18 protein-coding genes are annotated in these 22,161 nt (G+C 61.7%); 13 read left to right on the forward strand and 5 right to left on the reverse strand.

Annotation, left to right across the window (positions count from 1 at the left end):
• Window positions 1-8 precede the first annotated feature (8 nt).
• Together H7C86_RS11830 and H7C86_RS11835 are read left to right on the forward strand one after the other, a co-directional pair.
• On the forward strand, window positions 9-950 hold the full coding sequence (locus H7C86_RS11830; protein WP_019745860.1) for a daunorubicin resistance protein DrrA family ABC transporter ATP-binding protein: 942 nt from the start codon (window positions 9-11) through the stop codon (window positions 948-950).
• The gene (locus H7C86_RS11835) at window positions 947-1,738 is read left to right on the forward strand and encodes an ABC transporter permease (RefSeq protein WP_080910301.1); all 792 of its coding nucleotides are present in this window, start codon (window positions 947-949) and stop codon (window positions 1,736-1,738) included. Before H7C86_RS11830 ends, H7C86_RS11835 begins: the two co-directional genes overlap by 4 nt.
• On the opposite strand, the gene H7C86_RS11840 is transcribed toward H7C86_RS11835, so the two are convergent.
• Together H7C86_RS11840 and H7C86_RS11845 are read right to left on the reverse strand one after the other, a co-directional pair.
• Entirely contained in the window at window positions 1,693-2,487 is a 795-nt protein-coding gene (locus H7C86_RS11840) for a 2-phosphosulfolactate phosphatase (protein ID WP_182261569.1), read from the reverse strand. The two genes, H7C86_RS11835 and H7C86_RS11840, sit on opposite strands and share 46 nt — an antisense overlap.
• 12 nt (window positions 2,488-2,499) lie before the next feature.
• Window positions 2,500-3,327: a transglutaminase domain-containing protein gene (locus H7C86_RS11845; protein WP_080910299.1), complete on the reverse strand. Its 828-nt coding sequence runs from the start codon at window positions 3,325-3,327 to the stop codon at window positions 2,500-2,502.
• Window positions 3,328-3,415: 88 nt separating this feature from the next.
• Between H7C86_RS11845 and H7C86_RS11850 the strand changes: the two genes are divergently transcribed.
• Window positions 3,416-4,429 carry an ABC transporter substrate-binding protein gene (locus H7C86_RS11850; protein ID WP_225989364.1) on the forward strand — a complete coding sequence of 338 codons (1,014 nt, stop codon included), beginning with the start codon at window positions 3,416-3,418 and terminating at the stop codon, window positions 4,427-4,429.
• On the opposite strand, the gene H7C86_RS11855 is transcribed toward H7C86_RS11850, so the two are convergent.
• Entirely contained in the window at window positions 4,404-5,696 is a 1,293-nt protein-coding gene (locus tag H7C86_RS11855) for an MFS transporter (RefSeq protein ID WP_020971204.1), read from the reverse strand. The two genes, H7C86_RS11850 and H7C86_RS11855, sit on opposite strands and share 26 nt — an antisense overlap.
• 132 nt (window positions 5,697-5,828) lie before the next feature.
• On the opposite strand from H7C86_RS11855, the gene H7C86_RS11860 reads away from it, so the two are divergent.
• Window positions 5,829-6,950 (forward strand): endonuclease/exonuclease/phosphatase family protein, encoded by a 1,122-nt coding sequence (locus H7C86_RS11860; protein WP_070795484.1) that lies wholly within the window; start codon window positions 5,829-5,831, stop codon window positions 6,948-6,950.
• Here H7C86_RS11860 and H7C86_RS11865 read toward each other — a convergent pair.
• Window positions 6,921-8,000, reverse strand: a complete 1,080-nt coding sequence (locus tag H7C86_RS11865) for an alpha/beta fold hydrolase (RefSeq protein WP_029256572.1) — start codon at window positions 7,998-8,000, stop codon at window positions 6,921-6,923. The genes H7C86_RS11860 and H7C86_RS11865 overlap by 30 nt on opposite strands.
• Window positions 8,001-8,105: 105 nt before the next feature.
• On the opposite strand from H7C86_RS11865, the gene H7C86_RS11870 reads away from it, so the two are divergent.
• Window positions 8,106-8,708, forward strand: a complete 603-nt coding sequence (locus H7C86_RS11870; protein ID WP_020971207.1) for a TetR/AcrR family transcriptional regulator — start codon at window positions 8,106-8,108, stop codon at window positions 8,706-8,708.
• Here H7C86_RS11870 and pip read toward each other — a convergent pair.
• Window positions 8,696-9,655 carry a prolyl aminopeptidase gene (gene pip / locus H7C86_RS11875; RefSeq protein ID WP_070795481.1) on the reverse strand — a complete coding sequence of 320 codons (960 nt, stop codon included), beginning with the start codon at window positions 9,653-9,655 and terminating at the stop codon, window positions 8,696-8,698. The genes H7C86_RS11870 and pip overlap by 13 nt on opposite strands.
• A gap of 100 nt (window positions 9,656-9,755) precedes the next feature.
• On the opposite strand from pip, the gene H7C86_RS11880 reads away from it, so the two are divergent.
• The 8 genes from H7C86_RS11880 (at window position 9,756) to H7C86_RS11915 (ending at window position 22,030) form a co-directional block, all read left to right on the forward strand.
• Entirely contained in the window at window positions 9,756-10,214 is a 459-nt protein-coding gene (locus H7C86_RS11880) for a hypothetical protein (RefSeq protein WP_029256574.1), read from the forward strand.
• A gap of 4 nt (window positions 10,215-10,218) precedes the next feature.
• Window positions 10,219-10,815: a hypothetical protein gene (locus H7C86_RS11885; protein WP_020909569.1), complete on the forward strand. Its 597-nt coding sequence runs from the start codon at window positions 10,219-10,221 to the stop codon at window positions 10,813-10,815.
• An 84-nt stretch (window positions 10,816-10,899) separates the two neighbouring features.
• Entirely contained in the window at window positions 10,900-11,520 is a 621-nt protein-coding gene (locus H7C86_RS11890) for a TetR/AcrR family transcriptional regulator (RefSeq protein WP_029256575.1), read from the forward strand.
• A gap of 9 nt (window positions 11,521-11,529) precedes the next feature.
• Entirely contained in the window at window positions 11,530-12,390 is an 861-nt protein-coding gene (locus H7C86_RS11895; protein ID WP_029256576.1) for a 3-hydroxyacyl-CoA dehydrogenase, read from the forward strand.
• 201 nt (window positions 12,391-12,591) lie between these two features.
• A complete protein-coding gene (locus H7C86_RS11900; RefSeq protein ID WP_021345944.1) occupies window positions 12,592-13,635 on the forward strand; it encodes a ParB/Srx family N-terminal domain-containing protein in 1,044 nt (347 codons plus the stop codon).
• Window positions 13,636-13,817: 182 nt separating this feature from the next.
• Window positions 13,818-19,286, forward strand: a complete 5,469-nt coding sequence (locus tag H7C86_RS11905; protein WP_182261570.1) for a glutamate synthase-related protein — start codon at window positions 13,818-13,820, stop codon at window positions 19,284-19,286.
• 31 nt (window positions 19,287-19,317) lie between these two features.
• The gene (locus H7C86_RS11910) at window positions 19,318-21,090 is read left to right on the forward strand and encodes a sulfite reductase subunit alpha (RefSeq protein ID WP_182261571.1); all 1,773 of its coding nucleotides are present in this window, start codon (window positions 19,318-19,320) and stop codon (window positions 21,088-21,090) included.
• 46 nt (window positions 21,091-21,136) lie between these two features.
• On the forward strand, window positions 21,137-22,030 hold the full coding sequence (locus H7C86_RS11915; RefSeq protein ID WP_182261572.1) for a hypothetical protein: 894 nt from the start codon (window positions 21,137-21,139) through the stop codon (window positions 22,028-22,030).
• Window positions 22,031-22,161 lie beyond the last annotated feature (131 nt).

Consider the following 22,161-nt stretch of genomic DNA (forward strand, 5'->3'; position numbering starts at 1 on the left):
GAACGCTGATGTCCCGTAAACCAGCCATCACCGCGACGGGTCTGAAGAAGGCCTACGACGACAAGACGGTACTGGACGGAATCGACATCTCTGTCGACCGCGGAACCGTCTTTGCACTCCTCGGCCCCAACGGCGCCGGCAAGACCACCATCGTGGAAATCCTCTCGACCCTCGTTCCCGCAGACGGCGGCGACATCCGCATCGCCGGGTACAACCCTTCCGACGATCCTGACGCGGTGCGTTCGCGCATCGGTGTCACCGGACAATTCTCGGCGGTAGACGACTACCTGTCCGGCGAGGAAAACCTTCTCCTCATGGCCGATCTTCACCACCTCGGCAAGGACGAACGCCGCACTCGCACTGACGAACTCCTGGAGATGTTCGATCTGCAGGACTCCGCGGACAAACTCGCGTCGACGTACTCGGGCGGAATGCGCCGACGGCTCGACCTGGCAATGACGTTGATCGGACGACCGGAGATCATCTTCCTGGACGAGCCCACCACCGGCCTCGATCCCCGGAGTCGACGCACCATGTGGCAGATCATCCGGGAGTTGGTCAAGGGCGGTGTCACCATCTTCCTCACGACGCAGTACCTCGAGGAAGCCGATCAACTGGCCGACCACATCGCCGTCCTCGATCAGGGACGGATAGTCGCCCAAGGTACGGCAGCGGAACTCAAACGACGCATTCCCGGCGGCCACATTCGTCTTCACTTCATCGACCGAGACCAACTCGACTCTGCTGCTGCTGTTTTCGACGAGTCTACCCGTGACGATGCCGCCTATGTCCTGCAGGTTCCCAGCGACGGCGGTGTCCGCTCGCTGCGCTCTCTTCTCGACCAACTCGACGCTCACTCGATCGACGTCAAGGAACTCTCCGTGCACACACCGGACCTGGACGACGTGTTCCTGACTCTGACCGCCACCGAAAGGACCGACGCGCGATGACCACCATGACGCTTGCCTATCAGGACTCGAAAACCATGCTGCGTCGCAGCATTCGACACATCCTTCGATATCCGTCGATGACGGTGATGCTTGTCGGGATGCCAGTCGTCTTCCTACTGCTGTTCGTATACGTGCTCGGCGGAACGCTCGGGAACGGCCTCGGCCCAGGCGGTGGCGGCCGAGCCGAGTATGTCAATTACGTTGCACCGGCGATTATTCTGATGACTGTGGCATCAGCGGCACAAGGTACTGCCATCTCCGTCGCAACCGATATGACCGCGGGGATCATTGCACGATTCCGCACGATGGCGATCACGCGCACGTCCGTCCTGACCGGTCACGTTCTCGGCAGTCTCCTTCAGACGGTCGTGAGCCTCGTTGTAGTCATCGCCGTGGCGATAGCCGTCGGCTTCCGGCCTACTGCAGGCTTCGTGGAGTGGGTTGCCGCGTTTGCTCTCCTCATCCTGGTCTCCATCGCGATGATCTGGTTGTCCGTTGCCTTCGGCCTCGTCAGCAAGAGCGTCGAGACGGCCAGTAATCTTCCAATGGTGTTGATCCTCTTACCTTTCCTGGGAAGCGGATTTGTCCCCACCGACTCGATGCCGACCGTGCTGCGATGGTTTGCCGAGTATCAGCCGTTCACTCCGATCATCGAGACTCTTCGAGGACTTCTTCTCGGCGAAGCGATCGGGAACAACGCCATACTCGCGATCGGATGGTGCGTCGCAATCACCTTCCTCTCCTACCTCTGGGCGCGGAGTTTGTTCAATCGACGCCCGGTGCGCTGACCTCGAAACACACGATCTTCGAGAACAGGTACGGTGTCGCTGTCGTCGAGTTCCGAGGCGATGGCGACGTCGTGTGGAAACCCCATGACGATCAACTCGCGTCCTGAGGCACAGTCTCGCAGGCGGTCCTCGTACGAATCCGACACCGCTGTCCAGGCATCCGCCGCCATCCGCGCCTCGGGCGACAGGGAACCTTCCCAACCAGCCGCGGTCAACGCCGTGACAACCCCGCCGGCGCCCCACAGATCCTCCACTGCCGGGCGCAACTCTCCACCGGGCCACTTCTCCCCGGATGCGACTATCGCAACCCGCGATCCCGGACCATGTTCGTGCACAATCCAATCAGCGACGGCGGAAGCGTTCCTCAATGAAGCGCCGACACACACCGCAACCTCGGACGCCAACGCAAACGCGATGGTCGACCCGTTCGGCGACGGCAGTACCAGCCGACTCGGCACCTCGGCCCCGCGAATCGTCTTGGGAGACAGACTGATCTGTCCCTCCCTGGCCACACTTCGTCGTACTGCAAGAACCGCATCGGCATCACGCGCGTAATCGACCGCACTCTCGTCGTTCCAGGAATAGGGAAGTACGTCGATTCCCGCATCGGCGGCGACGCTCAGCGTCGTCGTGAACGAGAGGACGTCTACCACCACTGCCACATCGACGCCGACAGCAATTGCTTCGGCGCCGCGCAGGCCCCAGTCGAATCGAAGTCCGTACTCGAGTTGGCGATGCTCCGGATTCATCGCACCAGCATCTCAGAAACGAATCAGCTTGTCCGGCACGCACAAATCCTCGTGCTCGTACAGCGCTCGCACGGCAACTGGATCGTCGCCGGCGCACACCTCGGCTATATCGTCGAGCAGTAGGTCGTAGTCGGCGCCGGTCTTTCCGTCGTAGGCGTCCGTCATACGACCCCACTCGTCCCACGGCAGGGTTTCGACCTTGTTCATCGCGGCAAGATCCTTCACTGCGTTGCCGCGGATCTCGGCAGGCCCCCAGTTCTGGGTGCCGTACACCCCGAACTGGGACCCGTCGATCTCGCCGCGTCGATACGCCAGCCACGCCTCACCACCACTGAGGAATTCTCCCGGCTGCAGGTTATGGGCGCGAGGAAGGACGTTCTGTCCGAGGATCTCCGAATCGATGCGGATCCACCGCTTGCCGGCGTCGTCCCAGTACTCGGTGATCCAGTGGTCCACGCCCTGTCCCGGTTGAAAGTAGGTGGCAAAACCACAGCGGACGCGAGCGGCAATTCCGCGATAGCGCAGAAACGCACAACTCAAAACAGCAAAGTGCCGACAGGTTCCGACGAGCCGCTTGTCGGGTTCTCGGGCGGAGGTCACCGGTGCCGGATCGAGCGCAAGCAAGCGTTGGAGCAGAACGCTTGCCGGCCGGATCTGGTTTTCGTCGAATCGGTCGGTGGGCAGATTCAGCGACCGCGCATCGGTGGGTTGGACCACCAGGTACGGCACTACCCGGCATATTTGCACGGGGTCGGTGGGGAGCGACTCGAGGGCGAGCGGGTCCACTCCGTCGATGCGGGTGAACGGTCCTGCTGATGTGTAGTCGAGAACCGCCGTCATGGGCGGAGACTAACAAACACTGCCGACACTGCCGCTCCACTATGGTTAGGGTCCCATAACCATGAAACCCGAGGTTGCTGTGAACCCAATGTTGAGCCGCCGTGCCATGCTGTCCGTCACCTTCGCAACAGCAGCAGGTTTTGCCCTTGCTGCCTGCGGCGACAGCGCGAAGGACGAATCCACTCCCGGCACCGAAGGTGCTCACGCCGAGGCCAACGCCTTCCCGGTGACGATCGACCACAAGTTCGGCTCCACCACCATCGGGCAGGCGCCCAGCCGCATCGCAGCGGTCGGCATCGGCGACGCAGACGTTCTGCTTTCCCTCGGGCTGACGCCCGTCCTGGTCCCGGTGTGGAAGGGATCGACCGACGACGGAATCGGAGTCTGGGCCGACTCGGCAGTCCAGGGCGCCGAGCCGACACCACTGGCCAACGCCACCACCGATTTCGACATCGAAACGATCGTGGCAGCAGCGCCTGACCTGATCATCGCCGTCAACAACGCGATCGACGAGGATCTGTACAAGCAGCTCAGCGCCATCGCGCCGACTGTGCTTCACGCCGCCGATCAGACGGATTGGGTGCTGCCCTGGCAGGAAGTCACGACCCGCATCGGTACGGCTGTGGGCGTTCCCGCGCAGGCAAAGCAGGAGGTCCAGGAAGTCGAAGACCTCATCGTTCGCACCCGCGCGGAGAACCCCCAGTTCGAAGGCAAGACAGCAGCTCTCGTCATTCGCTGGAGCGACGGAAATCTGCGGGCGTTCAGCCCTGAGGCAGCGCGCGCTCAGTTGCTCACGCAATTGGGATTCACGGCTCCTGCCGCACTGAAGGATCGGTTCGCGGGCAAGCTGAACTACGAGATCTCCGCCGAAAACTACGACCTCCTCGAGTGCGACTACCTGCTCTTCGACAACTACGAAAAGGCTCGCCCCGAGATGGAGACGCAGCCGGCGTTCACCAATCTGAACGTGGTCAAGACCGGCGGCCTGATCAGCTTGGACCCCATCGTCAGTGACGCGGTGTCCATGCCGAACCCGCTCACCATTCCGTTTGTGCTGGAAGATTTTGTAGCAAAGATCAATCAGACGATCGCGGGTCGATAACCTTCGTTCGACCGGACCACACCCACAACACCACAGCCGACACGGCCACGCAGACCGAAACGATCACCCATGGTGACGCCGGCGCTGCGTGGCCGTTGTCGACTAGGTCGTACACGAATCCGACTCCCACGGTTCCCAGGAGCGCGAGCAGACCGCCGATCGTGTTGAGCATGCCGAAGTGCGCTCCGAGGTTGCTTTCACGACCGAGGATGGCAATGGTGTCTCGCATCGGCGGCACCATCAACATCTGTCCCAGGTGCAGCAGCCCGATCCACACCGCCAGACCGACTATCTGCGTCGACGCCGAAACTGCGGAGTCGACGCCGGTGACCAGCGGAACCAGGAACGACACCGAAATGAGCACAAGCCCGAAGGTGATCGCGCGTCGATGCCCGATGCGGTGGGCAACCGCGACCGTCGGTCCCTGCCCGACGATCACCAACACCGCTGCGCCCACGTAGAACCATCCCAGCGCCGACTGTGAACCGATACCGCGCTCGAGCTGTTCCGGCAGCATCAGGTACAGCTGGCTGTACGCAACCAGCTGAAAACTGCAGAGCGTCGCGAAGAGCAGAAAGTTGTTGTTGGTCAGCACGCTTCGCCAGACGTCGCGCAGCGTATAGGTCGACACCGGGCCGTCGTGGGCATCGCCCGGCCGCGGGAACCAGATGAAGAACCCGACCCACATGATCGCGAACAGCAACGCCGCGCTCGACGCCGTCCACGAGAACGGAAACATCAACAGAGCAGCACCCAATGCCGGACCGATCACGGTTCCCAGACGACTGCACATCTGTTCCACTGCAAACAGATCCGTACGACGCATGACTCCTGAGGTTTCGAGTTCGCGTCCATATTCGGCGTTGGCCGACTCCACTGCGGGTGCGAACAGAGCCGCGGCGAACCCGACCAGAAGCACACCGACGATCACCGCCGCCATACTCTCGGCCAATCCGAGCATCAGGAAACCGACCACGCGAACTGCGATGCCCAGCAGAATGATCGGACGCTTGCCGAACCTGTCGGCGAGGCTTCCACCGATGAAGAACATGCCCTGCTGACTGAACATCCGGAGTCCGAGGACCAGGCCGACAATCCAGGCCGCGAATCCGAGGTCTTCCGAAAGGTGCACCGCGAGAAAGGGGACAACCAGATAGAACCCGATGTTGAACAGCACCATCGAAAGAAGGAGCAACTTCACCACCGGCGGCAGGACACGAACCTTCGCGAAGGTCTTGTTACCGGGGAAACGCTCACTGAGTACCACGACCAGAAGACTATTGCCCGCGCGGTGTTCTGTGGAAATCTGCCATTTTGCAATTGGTTAACTGTCCGTTTAGGTAGCGATGGTAATCATCTTCCGGGGGTTCGAGCACACGACAACGAGAGCCGGGATTTGATGAATGGATTGACGCGCCGTCAGATGGTCAAGGCGATGGCGGTAGCCGCAGGGACAGTCACCGCAAGCGCATTTACCTTGGGTGCCAATACCTCCGTCGCGGGGGCGAACCCCGCGCAGGAGATCAAAGTGCTCTCCCTCAATACCTGGCACGGCGGAACCAAGATCAACGGTGGCCTGCAGCTGATCGCCGACATGATCATCTCGACCCAGGCGTCGATAGTTCTCCTGTCGGAAGCCGGCACTGCGACAACTGTATTGGCCGACATGCTGACCAAATCAGGAACCACCTTCTACGGAGCAGCGTCCTCCGACGTGGGGATTCTCTCCAAGTTTCCGATCGAGGAAACAGCCGACCTGAACTCGATGATCAAGGCAGTCGTGACGGTCGACGGCAAACAAATCGCTGCTTACTCGGCACATCTGGCCTACACGTCCTACGCAACCTATCTACCGCGCGGATACGGCGCGGGTGTTCCCACGCCTGGAGAGTTCTCCGAGTTCGGCTGGAACAAGATGCCGTCCGGTCCGGTCACGGACCCCGAGACGGTTCAGCGTGTGAACGTCAATTCGGGACGACCCCTGGCAATTTCGACGTTCATCGACGATGCGGCCGCAGAACGGGCGAGGGGCAGGTCCGTCATCCTCGGCGGCGATTTCAACGAACCGTCGGCCCTGGACTGGACCGACGGCACGCGAAATCTGTTCGACCACAACGGTGTCGTCATTCCGTGGGAATCCACCCGTCTGCTCGACGAAGCCGGATTTGTCGATGCATACCGCAGCAAGTACCCGAACCCGGCTACACACCCGGGCTTCACCTGGCCGTCCGACAATCCCGACGTCGACACCTCACAGCTCACCTGGGCACCCGAGGCAGACGAACGCGATCGGATCGACTACATCTTCGCCGACCGCGCTTCCGAGCTGAAGTTGGGATCTGTAGGAATCATCGGACCCCGAAAGACGATCGTGCACAACAAAAGAGTGGAGGAGAACTCCCAGGACAACTTCATCGCTTCACCGACGCCGTGGCCGACCGATCACAAGGCCGTTCTTGCGACGTATCGTTTTGCCAGCTTCGGCGGCGGATCATCTACCGGTTCGTGGAGCGGTTCCTGACAGGGCATCTCGTAGCCAGTCGATCATCATCGGCGTCAACTCGGGCAGCTTGGTCACTGCGCAGTGCCCCGCATCCGGGATGACGTGTACCTGCGTGTTCGGGCGCTCTTCGAAGAGTGTTGTGTCCGAGAGCGGGATGTGAACGTCGTCGGCCCCGTTGACCACAAGCATCGGGGTCCGGCCGTCGTCGGCGGTCATCAAGACACTGCGATCGAACGCACGGAGACCCTGTACCAGCGCCTCTTTGGTTGCCGGGGCATCGAAACCCAGTGCGTTTCCGACGATGTCGCCCATGCCGTAGACCAGGCGCTCGGCATTCACGGTCTCGAACGCACCCTTGACCGGGGCGCCGATGTTGATCACCGCATCGACGGCGCCGGTCAACCCCGAGCGCACGGCGAAGTTGCCGCCGAAGGAGACTCCCAGGTGCGCCACCTGCCCGTTGCCGAGAGCGCGAGCCGTCGATACGAGCCCGTCGATCACCTCGTCACCGAAAGCATCAAGAGGAACGGGTGATTCACCAGTTCCCGGCTGATCGAAAGCAACAACCGTCACCCCGGCGTTCGTCGCGAACGCACTGGCCAACGGATGCATGTCCATCTTCCAGCCGTCGACGCCGCCGCTGAGCAACAGGACGGGTGCGTCTTCGTACCGTCCGTCCGCCGAGAGGATGTGTACCGGTAGCTCGATCTCGCCGTTTCGGTAGGGCAGGGAGAGGATTCGACGCTCGAACTCGAGCCCGAATCCTGTTGCTGCCTTGACGTATTCGTCCACCTGATTGCGCAGAGCCCGTCGACGGGATTCGTTGGCCAGCACCGGGAACTTGGCGATTCCGTAGATCATCGCTGCCAGGGAATGATTGCCGGCCGCGGAGTACTTCGCCGCCAGCGCCGACCACTCGTACGACCAACCACCCGGCGCGTCGGCCCAGGTCGAGTTGATGGACGCGCGCAGTTCCTCGAGATCCGAGACGGGGAGCCCGAAGCTCAGAAACTGTCCTGTGCGCTCTTCGAAGAGGCCTCGGTGATCGACAGGAAATTCGTATGACATGGGAAACACCCCTCAATTCATCTCTAACGCAACGATCAGTTGCATTAGCTCAGTGAACCATGTGTCTCCAGCTAACACAACACCTTGTTGCGATAAGGTTGACCCATGACCTCGACACCACAACGGCCCGGAGGGCGTAGCGCCAGGGTGCGCGAGGCCGTCCTGGCGGCCACCGCGGCCGAACTGTCCGAACGCGGATTTGCAGCGATGACCATCGAGGACATAGCCGCCCGTTCCGGAGTCCACAAGACCACGATCTACCGGCGATGGAGCACGCTGTCCCAACTGGTGGCCGACGCGGCCGTCGAGGTATCGGCAACTACCGTCCCCATCCCGGATACCGGTTCCATCGAATCCGACCTGCGCGAGATGGCCAGATCGATAGTCGCACTGGTGACAAGCGAGTCGGGCGGCGCGTTGGTGGCTGCACTGTTCTCGGACGCGGTTCGTACGCCAGAAGTGGCGAGACTCAAGCGCGAGTTCTATTCCGCACGTTACGAACTGGCCGACATAGTGGTCCGCCGAGCAGTCGAACGCGGGGAAATCTCCGAGAAGGTCTCAGCTGCTGATCTTCTGGCGGCCGTCGCCGCGCCCATCTACTATCGCCTGTTGGTCGCCGATCTACCTGTCGACCAGTCGGTTGCCGATCGCGCTGCTGCCGGCGCGCTCGCTGCGGCGCACGCCGGAGCACTCGATCAGACCGAATGAGCCAGTAAATTCAGCGCTTCCACGATTGCCTCGTTGAATCCACCCCCGCCATGCCCGGCGTCGTCGAGCACCACCAACTCACTGCCCGGCCAACGCTGGTGGATCGCCCAGGCAGTGTCGAGTGGTCCGGAAATGTCATACCGGCCGTGCACGAGAATCGCGGGAATCTCGGCGAGACGGTCCATTCCGTCCAGGATCTGATTCGGCGCGAGGAAGCAATCGTTGGCCCAGTAGTGCGTGACCAGCCTGGTCATCACCCGACGGAAGTCCGGATTCTGGTATCGAACACTCGGAGTCCACCCCGGCATCAGCGACACATGTACGTCTTCCCAGCGGCACCACTGCACCGCAGCATTTTCCCGCACAACAGGATCCGGATCGGCGAGCAGTCGCGCGTATGCCGCCGGGACGTTCCCGTCACGCTCTTCCACCGGCAGCGGCGCGACGAACTCTTCCCATTCACGCGGAAATATCCTGCCCATGGCACGGGTGATCCATTCGATTTCCACTCTCGTCCCGCCGGTGATCGCGCCCAAAGCCATCGCGATCACCCGCTCGGGAAACGCTTGGGCGTACACCAGACCCAAACTGACGCCCCAAGAAAGGCCGGAAACGATCCATCGTTCGATACCGAGATGTTCACGAAGACGCTCGATGTCGTCGAGGATGTGCGCCGTCGTGTTCACCGTGAGATCGACGTCCGGGCTACTCGCGAGAGGAAGGCTGCGCCCACAGCCTCGTTGATCGAACAGAACTGCGCGAAAGGTTTCGGGATCGAAAAAACGCCTGGCGCCGACAGTGCATCCCGCACCGGGACCGCCGTGGAGATAGAGAACCGGGACACCGGCCGGGTTACCGACGGTCTCCCAGTAGAGGCTCTGACCATCGGGCACTTCCAACAGTCCCGACTCGTACGGTTCGACGGGCGGGTACAGGACAGCGCTCATGGGCGGTAATTCTTCCATCAACCGACGTGTCCGGTAAGCAGCACGCGTCCGGGCTATGGCCTAGCGTGGACAGGACACCTCTGCGACGGGAGTACACCAGATGCGTGATGGGTTCAGGTTGCCGGGGTACGGCGGCGCCGCGGTATTCCTTCGCAGTCATGCGGCACCCGCCGCTGTCTTCGAATCCGACGTACCCACACTCGTTTTCGACGTAGGCCTGCTCAGCCCCGATCGGTTCAATCAGTATCTCAGCAGACACACCGACGAAGGATTTGTCGAACGGCTGGCGGCGTTCTTCTTTCACGCGGCCGCAGACTTTCATCCCGAGAAATCGCTTCCGGCGTTCACCGACGAACGACTCGGGCTGATGATCTCGGTCTGTTCCAGCACCGATCGAGAGGTGGAACTCGACTTCTCACTCGCCGAGGATCCCGAATCGGAGGACACCGAACGCGACGAGATGACCTTCGAGACAAGCCGAGTCGTCCTCGCGACCTCGGCTCAAACGGTTTCTCGACTCACCGGTGGAGTAACCACCCACTTCGACGGAGAGTGGTGACGACATGGGTTTCCTCTTCGAGGTTCTCGATTTTCCCGACGGCAGTCGGATGACCGACCTGTGGAACAACACGTGGGCCGAGCCGGCAACCGGAGAGGAGATCGCGTCCGGCCACTTCATTCACCTCGGAGACGATCAGCACGTCGACGTGGAGACAGATTTTCTCAGTAGCCACCTCCCCTTCAACGTGGCAGGCTTCGGCGGAGTCTTTCCCGACGGCAAACCCTGGATGTTCGTCATGCAGAAGGCACCGGCCGACCTCGCGACCAGGCTGCGCGGTGAGGACGATCCACACTCGCTTCTGCGCGGATCACTCGACCGCGCCATGTCTTTCAATCCCGATGCACTGGTGGCCGAGGAATTGTCCTGGAGGCATGACGATCTGGTGAAGGTGTACGAGGAAGAGGGGATCCCAGCAGCATCCATCGCCGGCTGGTCGGCCGCGGACCTCCTGCGCGGCCTCTTGGCGCAGTGTTGTAATGCCGAACTTGCCGCCGTCGTCGCCGGATACCCCGAATGTGCCTACCCCGAATCGGCGCATGCGTGCGAAGCAGACGTGTTCTCCGACGTGTTCGCCGGTTGGGTCAGCGGACTGCGGTGATGTGACGGAGGAGACCCCACCCTCTCAATATTTCGGAGTAGACTCATTTATGAGCGTGATCCGAAATGAGACGAGGTGAGCGGGATGACGAAATCGAACCAAGAGTTGGGTCGTCGTGAACGCAACAAACTCGAGAAGCAGACACGCATCTTCGACGCCGCGGCCGAACTGTTCGCGGAAAAGGGCTACAGCGCAGTCACAACTCAAGAAATTGCCGATCGCGCCGATGTAGCCGGTGGCACCCTCTTTCGTTACGCCGCAAGCAAAGCCGAGCTACTGCTCATGGTGTACAACGCGGAGTACCGCAAGCAGATCGAACTGGGAGAAGAGCGTGAGGCCAAATCGACGGGCACAGAAGATCGTGTGCTCGAGCTGGTTTCACCCCTGCTGATCGCGAGTCGCCGAAACGACGAGAACACCGGCATCTACCAACGCGAAGTGTTGTTCGGCGAGCCCAGCGAGTGTTTCCGGGCCGAAGGTCTGGAACTCTCGCAGCGCCTGCAAACGCGGATTGCGCAAATCTTGCTCGAGGGGCACCCCAACCACACCACCCGAACCATCACTGCAGCGCGAACGATTTCCAACGTGCTGCACTTCGAAATAGCCCGCGCGGCATTGGACCGGATCACGGCTGACGAACTCACGAACATCGTTGCCGCACAAGTTCGATTGACGCTTGCCGGACTACCCACCGAAAAGGATTGAGGATCGAAAATGACTGAACTGAAGCAGATCACCGTTCTGGGTACCGGAGTTCTCGGCTCGCAGATCGTCTATCAGACCGCCTATCACGGATTCGACGTCGTCGCGTACGACATCAACGCCGAGGTCATCGAAAGGGCCAAGGCTCGGTTCGACTCGTTGGCCGCGGCCTACAAGGCCGAAAACGTCGAGGGCGCCAAGGAAGGCAAGGCCGACGAAGCGCTACAACGTATTACGTACTCGTACGATCTCGCCGAAGCCGTGACCAAGGCCGATCTTGTCATCGAGGCAATTCCCGAGGACATCGCCATCAAGCGCGACACCTACGAGAAGCTCGCCGCAGTAGCTCCTGAGCACACGGTGTTCGCAACCAACTCCTCGACGCTTCTGCCGAGCGACCTCAAGGAGTTCACCGGCCGCCCCGAGAAGTTCCTCGCACTGCACTTCGCAAATCACGTGTGGGTCAACAACACTGCCGAGGTCATGGGCACCGAGTCCACCGACCCCGCCGTGTACCGCGAGGTCGTCGAATTCGCGAAGAACATCGGCATGGTGCCGATCGAACTCAAGAAGGAGAAGGCGGGTTACGTACTCAACTCACTCCTGGTCCCGCTCCTCAATGCAGCATCCGACCTGCTGATCGACGGCATCGCCGATCCCGACATGGTCGACAAGACGTGGCGTATCGGCACCGGAGCCCCGTTCGGCCCCTTCCAGATCATGGATGTCGTCGGGTTGACCACCGTCTACAACATCTCCTCCCAGGGCGGCGAGAAGCAGCGCGCGTTCGCCGACTACATCAAGAAGAACTACATCGACGAAGGCAAGCTCGGCGTCGCTGTCGGCGAGGGCTTCTACAACTACAAAGGCTGATCAAAAGCCGGGCTGATCAACTGCAGGGCTGATCAACCAACAGAGCTGATCAACCAACAGGCTCACCGCGCGGTGGCTACGACGTGAATTCACGTGGTAGCCACCGCGCGGACGTCTGTTGTCAGTAAGTCCGAAACCACCCTGAGCGATTGTGACGCAAGCTTCTTCACGTGCGAACCCATCCTCAGGAGAGATCCCCACATGCGTCGTTCCGCCATCTCGGCACTCACAACACTGGTACTGCTCGGCGCCGGAACACTGGTCAGCACACCCGCTGTCGCCGCTCCCCTCGCGTGTGGCGGAATCTCCACCGGTTCGTTCTCAGGCTCCGCCGGCGGCTCGGAGTACCTGTGCGCCAAAGAAGGTGACCTTCTGGACGTGCGCATCGGCGACGTTCATGCGACGCAGCCTTCCCTCGGCTACGACGAGGTGTACTACAAGCTCGGGCGATACACGCTCGGAAAAGACACGATCAACAAGAAGTTCGACGACTGGTGCGAGGCGAACGGCCAGATCCAGGCTGCGACCGCTACTCCTGCCTCGACGCTGAAGGACCCGTCGTCCTTCACCTGCCAGCTTCCAGTGGGTCAGGAAACCGCCGAGAGCATCGCGCCCATGAAGACCGTGGTCGTCGGACCCCGCGGCGATCTCTACCTGACCGACGGTCACCACACCCTCACGTCCTTCATCGAGACGGCCGACGGAGGCCCCGACCTGCACGTGCGACTGCGGGTTCTCGGCAACCTCAGCGGCCTGAGTGAAGGCGCCTTCTGGACCGAGATGGAAAAGAACAAGTGGGTCTGGTCGCGTGACGTGGACGGAAACCAGGTACCGGTCCAGTCCCTGCCGAAGAGCGTCGGCCTGGCCAACTTCGCCGACGACAAGTACCGCAGCCTGATGTACTTCTCCCGCGACATCGGATTCGCCGCCGGCACGATTCCGTTCCAGGAGTTCTACTGGGGTGCGTGGGTCCGCGACGCCGCGCCCGTCGACCTCACCAACTGGAATCGCGACGACCTCTCCAGCTACCTGGCCACCGTGAAGTCGGTGACCAAAGCACAGACCGCGTTGGCGGGTGATGCCGTCGTCGACAGCGGGTTCACGGCCGCCGATCTCGGAGTCCTGCCGGCCTGGAACGACGGCAAAGCGGAGTCCAAGGGCGAGTTCGCAAAGCTGTCGAAGCCGTACACAGACGACAAGCCGGGCAAGATCGCCTACGCACTTGCCTACAAAGCAACCCTCTGACCTGCTCAGATCCAAGTCACACCCAGCAAACTTGACTAAGGTAAGCCTCTACTCAGTAGTCTGATCCCATTCGGGTGCCGCTTCATCGAAGCAGCGACGCCCTGCCCTGACGGAAACCATGCCGTCGTATCTGCCCGGTCGATCAATCTCCGGGCAACCAGGACAGGGAGAAGGTTGCTGCAGTGAGCACGTCCATCGTCGGTTTGTACGACCCCGCAGATGACAAGAGCAGTTGCGGGGTCGGGTTCATCACGCGCAAGGACGGCGTGCAGACCCACGATGTCCTGATCAAGGGCAGCGAAGCGCTCTGCTCGGTTCCGCACCGCGGCGGTATGTCCTCCGAGGGCGTCGGCGACGGCGGCGGCGTCTCGGTGGACCTCTCCCTCCGGTTCTTCCGCAAGGTAACCGGGCGCCCCGACCTTCGCGCCGGACGCTTCTGCGTCGGCAACTTCTTCCTTCCGGACGACGACGCCCAGCATGCACGCGCTGCCGCCCTGGTCGAACGTGAACTTCTCGATCGCGGTTTCACCACTCTCGCAGTGCGCGACGTCCCGGTCGACAACTCGGCGATTCGGCCGGCCGCGATCGCGCATCAACTTCCGGTCAGGCAGTGGATTTTCGAGGTCCCCACTCCGCGTCCCGAGCCTGCGGTAGTCGATCGCCTCGTACACGAGGCCCTGCTCGCCATCGAGGCAATCGCGTACAACACGCCTGCACTACGCGGTTTGTACCCACTGTCCCTCAGCGCGAGGACTCAGGTTCTCAAGGGCCGCTTGAACTCCGACGAAGTGATCCCGTACTTCCGCGACCTGGTCGACCCCGATCACGCTGTCCACACGATGTACTTCCACACGCGGTTCTCGACCAACACGGACCCGCATCCCACGATGGCGCAGCCGTTCCGGTTCATGGCTCACAACGGAGAACTGAACACCGACAAGAAGAATCGGCTCTCCGAAGCTGCGGTGGCCAGTGCAAAACGACGTGCGATCGTCCGTCCGCCCGGTCAGTCCGACAGTTGCCGACTCGATCAGACTCTGGAAGCTCGCGTCATCGAGGACAGCGTCGATTTGGTGACAGCTGTGGTCTCGATGATGCCCCCTGCCTGGGAAAACGACACCACTCTCTCCCCCGCAGTGCGTGCGATGTTCGAGTACTTCTCGCTGTACGAGGAGAAGAACGACGGACCGGCAGCGCTGGTGTTCGGCGACGGCACCATCATCGGCGCCCGCCTGGACCGCCTCGGCCTGCGTCCACTTCGCACGATCGAGACACACGACTACGTGTGCGCATTCTCCGAAGCCGGACAGATCGCGTTCGCACCCGAGACGGTGATCCACCGTGGCCGCGTCGAGGCCGGCGGAATGCTGTACTTCGATCATCGCGATCGCCATACCTACACTGCCCGTGAAGCTCTGGAAAAGATCGCCGCACAACGCGACTACCGGTCTCTGCTGGAGCAATCGCGAATCCTGATCGAAGACATTCCCGCCGTACCTGCGGAGAAGGTCAGCTCACCGACGCGCTACAACGGAACGTTCGAGGTTCATCAGCGCTACATGGCGTACTCCCTGGATCAGGAGAGCTTCAAATTCCTGATGGATCCGATGCTCACGCACGGAGCCGAGAAGGTATCGGCCATGGGTTACGGCAACGCCATCAACGCGTTTTCCGATCGTGAAGGCGGTGTGGCACGCTACTTCTCGCAGCGATTCGCCCAGGTCACCAACCCTCCGCTGGACAGCATCCGGGAAGCGGACGGCATGACCCTCCGGGTTGCATTGGGCGCGAAGATGACCGCCGGACAGTCCAAGCAGATCGTCATCTCGTCGCCGATCCTCGGGCATCTGGACATGCTCAAGATCCGTGAACAGCAGCACACCCCGCATCGCCGATTCGAAATGCTCTACCCCGCCGCGGGTGACGCGCAGGCGATGGTTGACGCGATGACCGCGCTCGGCGACGCCGTTGTCGCCTTCGCGGCCGAACAGGGCGGAATCGCAGTCCTGACCGACCGGCACGTATCGCACGAGCGCGCAACACTTCCCGCGATCATGGTCGTCGGAGCGTTGAATCAGCGCCTCATCGACGCAGGCCTGCGATTGCGCGTCTCTCTCATCGTCGAGAGTGGCCAGATCGAGTCCTCCCACCACGTTGCGGCTGCGCTCGGATTCGGCGCTTCCGCCGTCTACCCGCTCTCCGTTCAGTTACGAGCCGAGGAGAAGTTCGCCGCTGATCCGGATGCCGCGTTCAGACGCTTCGCGAAGGCTGCCGAGAAATCCCTCATGAAGACGATGGGACGCGTCGGCCTGTGCACTGTCGAGAGCTACATCGGCGGAGAGTTCTTCGAACCCAACTTCCTCGATACGTCCGACCCTGTTCTGCGCCAGTGGTTCCCCAACATGAAGTCACCGGTGGGCGGCGTCGGTTTCGACACCGTCGCGGTGACCTCGAAGCAGTGGCACGAGCGTGCAAGTGAAGTCGAGGGTGAAAAGGACCTGCCACTGCTCGGCCTGTTCAAGGAGCGCGCAGACGGCGCGGGGCATTCGTTCGGTACCACCGCAGTCCGCAAGTACGTCGAACTCACCGAAGAGAAGATCGCGTTCGACAGTCCCTCAGGTACCGAACAATTCGATGCTCTACGCCTGCTTCCGCTCGGGCGACTCGACGATGCATTCCGCCTCGATGCCGGGGCCTACCGGGCAACGAGTTTCGACCGGTTGACCACCGAACAGATCGACGACTTCGACATCACTGCCGGGTACCGTGATTTTTCGACTGTGATGGCCGCGGAACGATCGCGTCGGCCCGCAGCGTTGCGCGACGTCATCTCTGTTCCCGGCGACGTCACGTTTGCGGTCACGCCAGCCGAGTTCGCCGAGCAGATCAGCCGATTCTCGGTGCACGGCAACACAACGATCGTGATGCGCGGAGTCCAGTGTGAATCCGCCGCAGACGACCGGTACACGCTTAGCCTGGACGGTCCACTGGCCGGTGACAGCGCGCGAGCAAAAGCGCTCGGCGACGCTCTCTGCGCCACCTTTGCCGCCGATATCACCATTGAAGCCATCACACCGGATCTTGCGCTGAGGGCAACCGGCATTGGGGCAGAGTTCCTGTCCAAGCTGAGGGTCGCACCGGCAGGTGTTCCTCTCTCCGCGGTACAGAGCGCCAGCGACATCACCCCGAAGTTGGCGTCGGGTGCCATGAGTCATGGCGCACTGAACGCTCCGGCGCACGAAGCCGTCGCACACGGCACGAACATGGTCGGCGCGATGTCCAACAGCGGCGAAGGCGGCGAACACCTTTCGCGCTACAACACGATTCGTGCGTCGCGCATCAAGCAGTTTGCATCCGGACGCTTCGGAATCTGGGCGGGATACCTCGCCGACCCGATGCTCGAAGAGATCGAGATCAAACTCGGCCAGGGCGCAAAACCCGGTGAGGGCGGGCAGCTTCCGGCCGCCAAGGTCACCGTCGACATTGCTGCTGCCCGCGGCGGAACGCCCGGCGTCGAACTGGTATCGCCGCCGCCGCACCACGACACCTACTCCATCGAGGACCTCGCTCAGCTCATCCACGACTGCAAGGCAGCGCGCATCCGGGTGATCGTGAAGTTGGTGTCCTCGGAAGGAATCGGCACCATCGCCGTCGGTGTCGCCAAGGCCGGCGCCGACGTCATCAACGTCGCCGGAAACACCGGTGGCACCGGCGCCGCTTCGGTGACCAGCCTCAAGTACGCGGGCCGTGCGGCCGAGGTCGGTATCGCAGAGGTCCATCAAGCTTTGTGTGCCAACGGGCTTCGCCAGAAAGTCGTTCTGCGATGCTCGGGCGCGCATCAGACCGGCAGCGACATCATCACTTCCGCGCTACTGGGCGCAGACAGCTTCGAGTTCGGTACGTCTGCGCTGATGATGATGGGCTGCGTCATGGCCAAGAACTGCAACATCAAGTGTCCGGCCGGTCTGACCACCAACCCGGAACTGTTCGACGGCGATCCCCGCGCCATGGCGCAGTACCTTCTCAACATCGCTCACGAAACTCGTGAACTGCTCGCGAATCTGGGAATGCGATCCCTTCAGGAAGCGCGGGGTCGAACTGATCTCCTGCATCTGCTCGATCACCCGTCCATCGTCGGCAATCTGAAACTGGACGCGATGTTCGAGTCCGCTCCGGACATCACCGTCGACAATCCCGTTTACCTCGAGCGTGAGTACGCGCTCGACGAGAAGATCATGGACGAGGTTCGCACGGTGCTCTTCAACCGTGGCGAGGACTCGATCGCCGTGTCCGGATCTGAATTCGCCGAAGGTGCACTGCACCTGGGTAACCGGAACAAGAGCGTCGGTGGGCAGTTGGCGATCGACCTCGAACGCGAACTCAACTACGGAGCGGCCGGCCTTCTCGCTCCGGGGGTACTGACTGACGAGCGTGGGCGACGATATCTGGCTCCGGGCAGCGTGCGCGTCCTGACGACCGGATCTGCTGGCCTCTCGTTCGGCGCATTCTGCAACGACGGCATGCACCTGGAACACACCGGGACATGTAACGACGGTGTGGGAAAGAGCATGAGCGGCGGCGTGATTGCCGTGTGCAGCCCAGGCGGCGGCTCCAGTGACGCCGGCGGAAACGTGTTGATCGGCAACTTCGCGCTCTTCGGCGCCACCGGCGGACGAGTGTTCGTCGAAGGTGAAGCAGGCGATCGCTTTGCAGTTCGCAACTCCGGCGCCAGTGCTGTCGTCGAAGGTGTCGGCGACTTCGCCGGCGAGTACATGACCAACGGTGCTGTCGTGAATCTCGGCGAGTTCGGCAAGGGTGTCGGCAACGGCATGAGCGGCGGGTTCTTCTACCAGTACGACCCTCGCGGCGAACTGGCACTGCGAGCAAGTACCGATTCCGTACTGCTGGGTTCGATCACCGCTGCGACCGATCCTATAGCCGCCGTCCACAACCACGCGGTACAACTCCTGCTCGAACTGCATGTGGAAGCAACGGGATCCGCACTCGGAACCCGACTGCTCGAGAACTGGGAAGTCGAACAGCACTCGTTCGTCTACGCCATGCCCAAGGCATTGATGCTTTACCAGGACAGCGATGCAATCCTGGCTGCGAAGTCGCACAAAGAGCTTCTCGAAGAATTGGCGTCCGCCATCGCAGCACGTCAGGTCCGCACGTTCAAACTCGCAGTGCGCGATGGGCGCCCCGCGCTGAACGGAGCAGTCCCCGCCTACGGCGAGACCGATACCGCGACGATGTATGCGCTGCTCAGTGCGTACACCGTGCTTCACTTCGCACAACAACTCGCCGCCGCCCGCACGCCGGGTGCGTCCGGACCCGACGATCCAGCAGTGCAGAAGGCGGCCCGAAACCTGGTACTGACCGAGGACTTCGCCCTCGTCCAGCACTTGGTCAAGTACTCGAAAGAGATTCTCGCCGGCTACGACGACGAACAGTTGGCTGCGTTGATTGCAGCCAAGCGCGTCGACGACTACAAACAGGCGCTGAGCCTGCGCAACGTGTTGGCCATGGACAGCCCGGCGACGTACGGCTGGATTCTGTTTCAAGACAACAAGAATCGGGACAAGCTCGGATCACTGCCGAACTTCGACGAACTGTTCGCTTCGCGCACGATCCCCGACCTGGTGTCCTGACCTCCTCCCCCGAACGTAGGTGAGCTTCAAAATGGAAATCCCGTACATCCCCGAATACGCACCGTTCAACGGCGACCAACGCGCGTGGCTTTCCGGATTCCTGGCCGGTCTACACTCACGAACTGTCATGCCCGGTCAAACCGGTGCTGCAACAGCGACAGTGGAGAGAACTGCCGGCGCGGCAGTGCACATCCTCTACGGAAGCCAGACCGGCAACGCGGAGTCCGTGGCCGAAGACGCGGCCGCAGCTGCTCGTGCCCACGGTCTCGAACCACTTGTCGCGGGTCTGGACACCGTGGATATCAATGCACTTTCCGCCATGCGCCGGGTGCTCGTCATCACCTCCACCTACGGCGAGGGCGAGATGCCTGACAACGCGCAGCTGTTCTGGGATGCAGTCGAATCCGAGAGTGCGCCCAGGCTGGAGGGTCTCTACTTCGGAGTACTCGCACTCGGTGACACCAGCTACGACGGGTTCTGCCAGTCGGGAAAGAACATCGACGCCCGATTCGAAGCACTCGGCGGGTCCCGGGTTGTCGACCGCACCGATTGCGACGTCGACTACGAGGATCCGGCGGCCGAGTGGATCGTTCGGGCGGTCGCTGCGGTAGCCGGTGTCGACGGTGATGCGGGGGCCGCTGCCTCGCCGGTTGCGTCCACTCCGACGAAGACCAAGTCCCAGTGGACTCGCAAGAACCCTTATCCTGCAACCGTCCTCGCCAACCGACTGTTGTCCGGCGAGGACTCCGCCAAGGAAGTCCGCCACTTCACCTTTGCGCTCGGCGAGGACGGTCTGGACTACGAGGCCGGAGATGGATTGGGCATCCGCCCGATCAACGACCCCGCTCTCGTCGAGGCGATCATCCTTCAGCTCGGTGCGAGCAGTGACTACGTCGTCACCGCGAAGGACGGCTCGTCCGCACCGTTGGACCAGGTGTTGACCAGCGACTACGAGATCTCGATTCCCTCGCGCGATTTGATCGAAGACATCGCCCGACGCAGTGGCGACGCCGAACTGCAGCACATTCTCGACACGGAAGATCGGGAAGCGCTCGATGCGTGGCTGTGGGGCAAGGACGTTCTCGATCTCCTGCAGTTGGACAACAGCATTCGCTTGAATCCCGAAGATCTGCTTGCACTTCTGCGCCCGCTGCAACATCGGGTCTATTCGATCTCCTCCAGCCCGCTGGCCCACGACGGCACCGTGCATCTGACGGTAGCGAGTGTGCGCTACCGCTCGGGCGAGCGGGACCGCGGCGGCGTCTGCTCGACGTACCTGGCGGACCGCGTCGGCGAGGGAGATCGGGTCGGAGTTTTTGTCTCCAAGAACAATTCGTTCCGCCTACCTGCCGATGACACTGCTCCCGTCGTGATGATCGGACCCGGCACCGGTATCGCACCCTTCCGTGCTTTCCTGCACGAGCGTCGCGCACGCAACGCGTCGGGGCAGAATTGGCTTTTCTTCGGCGATCAGCATCAGTCGAGTGACTTCATCTACGAGGACGAGTTGAACGGTCTGACCCGTGACGGTGTCCTGACGCGTCTCGATCTGGCATTCTCGCGTGATCAGTCCGAGAAGGTCTACGTCCAGACTCGTATGCGCGAGCATGGCCGAGACTTGTTCGACTGGCTCGAAAACGGTGCGCACGTGTACGTCTGCGGCGACGCGACCCGGATGGCAAAGGACGTCGACGACGCGTTGCACGAGGTGGTCGCCGAGCACGGTGGGTTGGATGCGGACGCCGCCGAGGATTACGTCAACAACCTCAAACGATCGAAGCGGTATCTACGGGATGTCTACTGAGATGTGCCCGCACCGTGGCGAATGCCGTTGCGCAGCTTTGGCGCGCATGTCGGACCTGGACGCACTGCTTGCGCGTCCAGGGTTCCGCGGCGGACTGATCGACACCACACCTGAGGTAGTCGGCAAAATGTTGCCGCTCTTGGACGACGCCGTAGCGATCACCGTTGCAGGTCCGGTGGCTGTCAACGACTCGGGCAAGTACGCCGTTCCAACAGTTCCCGGCGATCCGCTGGTCTGCACGCCGGGACTTGTCTCCCTACGTTTGAAGCCTTCCGCCCTCGGTTCGGTGGTGACCACTGACCCAGAACAGCACCTGCCCCCGACGCTTCGGATGTTCGATACCCACGGATCGAGTTCACACACTACGTATTTGACCCCGACCTCGGATCGTCTCGCCTTCGAAGCGATGCGAACTGCACCGAGCACTATGAGGGAAACAAGCCCTCCCGCCCAGACATCGAATACTCCCGCCTTTTGGGCCGAGGCCGATCAGCTGACGCAGCTCGACTTCATCCTCGCGGACAGCGGCAGCGAACGTCGTAGCGGCTTGGTCGCTCTGGGTGCCCTCGGCTACCGGAGAATCGATCCTCACCTCATGGCTGCCGGGATGGAGCACCTGTCCTACCATCAACTACCCGTCACGACAGTAGTCGCCGGCAACGGCTGCCTGCAGATTCACCGCGGTCACCTCGACGCCGCAGCCATGTTCGGCGGGACATTGACTCTAGCCTCGGACACCTGCCGAACGATGATCGATCTGAACGGCGTCTCGGAGTGTTGGCTGACCCGCACCCACGGAGTGCACGGTTTGACGACGTCTGTCGAGGTGTACGACTTCCGCCGCAAGTGCGTAGCCGTGTTCACTCAGACTGGCCCAACCGAATCCGCGGTCATGGCCGTATGGGAAGACGTCATGAGTTCCATTTCGGCCGCATCCTGAAGACCGAAGTACGACCCATTCGGGTGTAAGAAATCGGCGCATCGCGATAACTGGACGTGACGACCGAAGCCTAGCCTTGGGTTTCGGTCATTTGTCGTGTCTGCACCCGGACGCTGATTCAAGGAGTTATC

Source organism: Rhodococcus sp. UFZ-B548 (assembly GCF_903819475.1).
GTDB classification, from domain to species: Bacteria; Actinomycetota; Actinomycetes; order Mycobacteriales; family Mycobacteriaceae; genus Rhodococcus_F; species Rhodococcus_F erythropolis.

Bases quoted from the DNA above. Each gene is read 5' to 3' on its own strand.
- H7C86_RS11890 (WP_029256575.1), top strand. From the start codon at position 10,900: ATGACGAAATCGAACCAAGAGTTGGGTCGTCGTGAACGCAACAAACTC.
- H7C86_RS11850 (WP_225989364.1), top strand. From the start codon at position 3,416: ATGTTGAGCCGCCGTGCCATGCTGTCCGTCACCTTCGCAACAGCAGCA.
- H7C86_RS11880 (WP_029256574.1), top strand. From the start codon at position 9,756: ATGCGTGATGGGTTCAGGTTGCCGGGGTACGGCGGCGCCGCGGTATTC.
- pip (WP_070795481.1), bottom strand. From the start codon at position 9,655: ATGAGCGCTGTCCTGTACCCGCCCGTCGAACCGTACGAGTCGGGACTG.
- H7C86_RS11900 (WP_021345944.1), top strand. From the start codon at position 12,592: ATGCGTCGTTCCGCCATCTCGGCACTCACAACACTGGTACTGCTCGGC.
- H7C86_RS11835 (WP_080910301.1), top strand. From the start codon at position 947: ATGACCACCATGACGCTTGCCTATCAGGACTCGAAAACCATGCTGCGT.
- H7C86_RS11910 (WP_182261571.1), top strand. From the start codon at position 19,318: ATGGAAATCCCGTACATCCCCGAATACGCACCGTTCAACGGCGACCAA.
- H7C86_RS11845 (WP_080910299.1), bottom strand. From the start codon at position 3,327: ATGACGGCGGTTCTCGACTACACATCAGCAGGACCGTTCACCCGCATC.
- H7C86_RS11840 (WP_182261569.1), bottom strand. From the start codon at position 2,487: ATGAATCCGGAGCATCGCCAACTCGAGTACGGACTTCGATTCGACTGG.
- H7C86_RS11885 (WP_020909569.1), top strand. From the start codon at position 10,219: ATGGGTTTCCTCTTCGAGGTTCTCGATTTTCCCGACGGCAGTCGGATG.
- H7C86_RS11870 (WP_020971207.1), top strand. From the start codon at position 8,106: ATGACCTCGACACCACAACGGCCCGGAGGGCGTAGCGCCAGGGTGCGC.
- H7C86_RS11895 (WP_029256576.1), top strand. From the start codon at position 11,530: ATGACTGAACTGAAGCAGATCACCGTTCTGGGTACCGGAGTTCTCGGC.
- H7C86_RS11915 (WP_182261572.1), top strand. From the start codon at position 21,137: ATGTCGGACCTGGACGCACTGCTTGCGCGTCCAGGGTTCCGCGGCGGA.
- H7C86_RS11860 (WP_070795484.1), top strand. From the start codon at position 5,829: ATGAATGGATTGACGCGCCGTCAGATGGTCAAGGCGATGGCGGTAGCC.
- H7C86_RS11830 (WP_019745860.1), top strand. From the start codon at position 9: ATGTCCCGTAAACCAGCCATCACCGCGACGGGTCTGAAGAAGGCCTAC.
- H7C86_RS11865 (WP_029256572.1), bottom strand. From the start codon at position 8,000: ATGTCATACGAATTTCCTGTCGATCACCGAGGCCTCTTCGAAGAGCGC.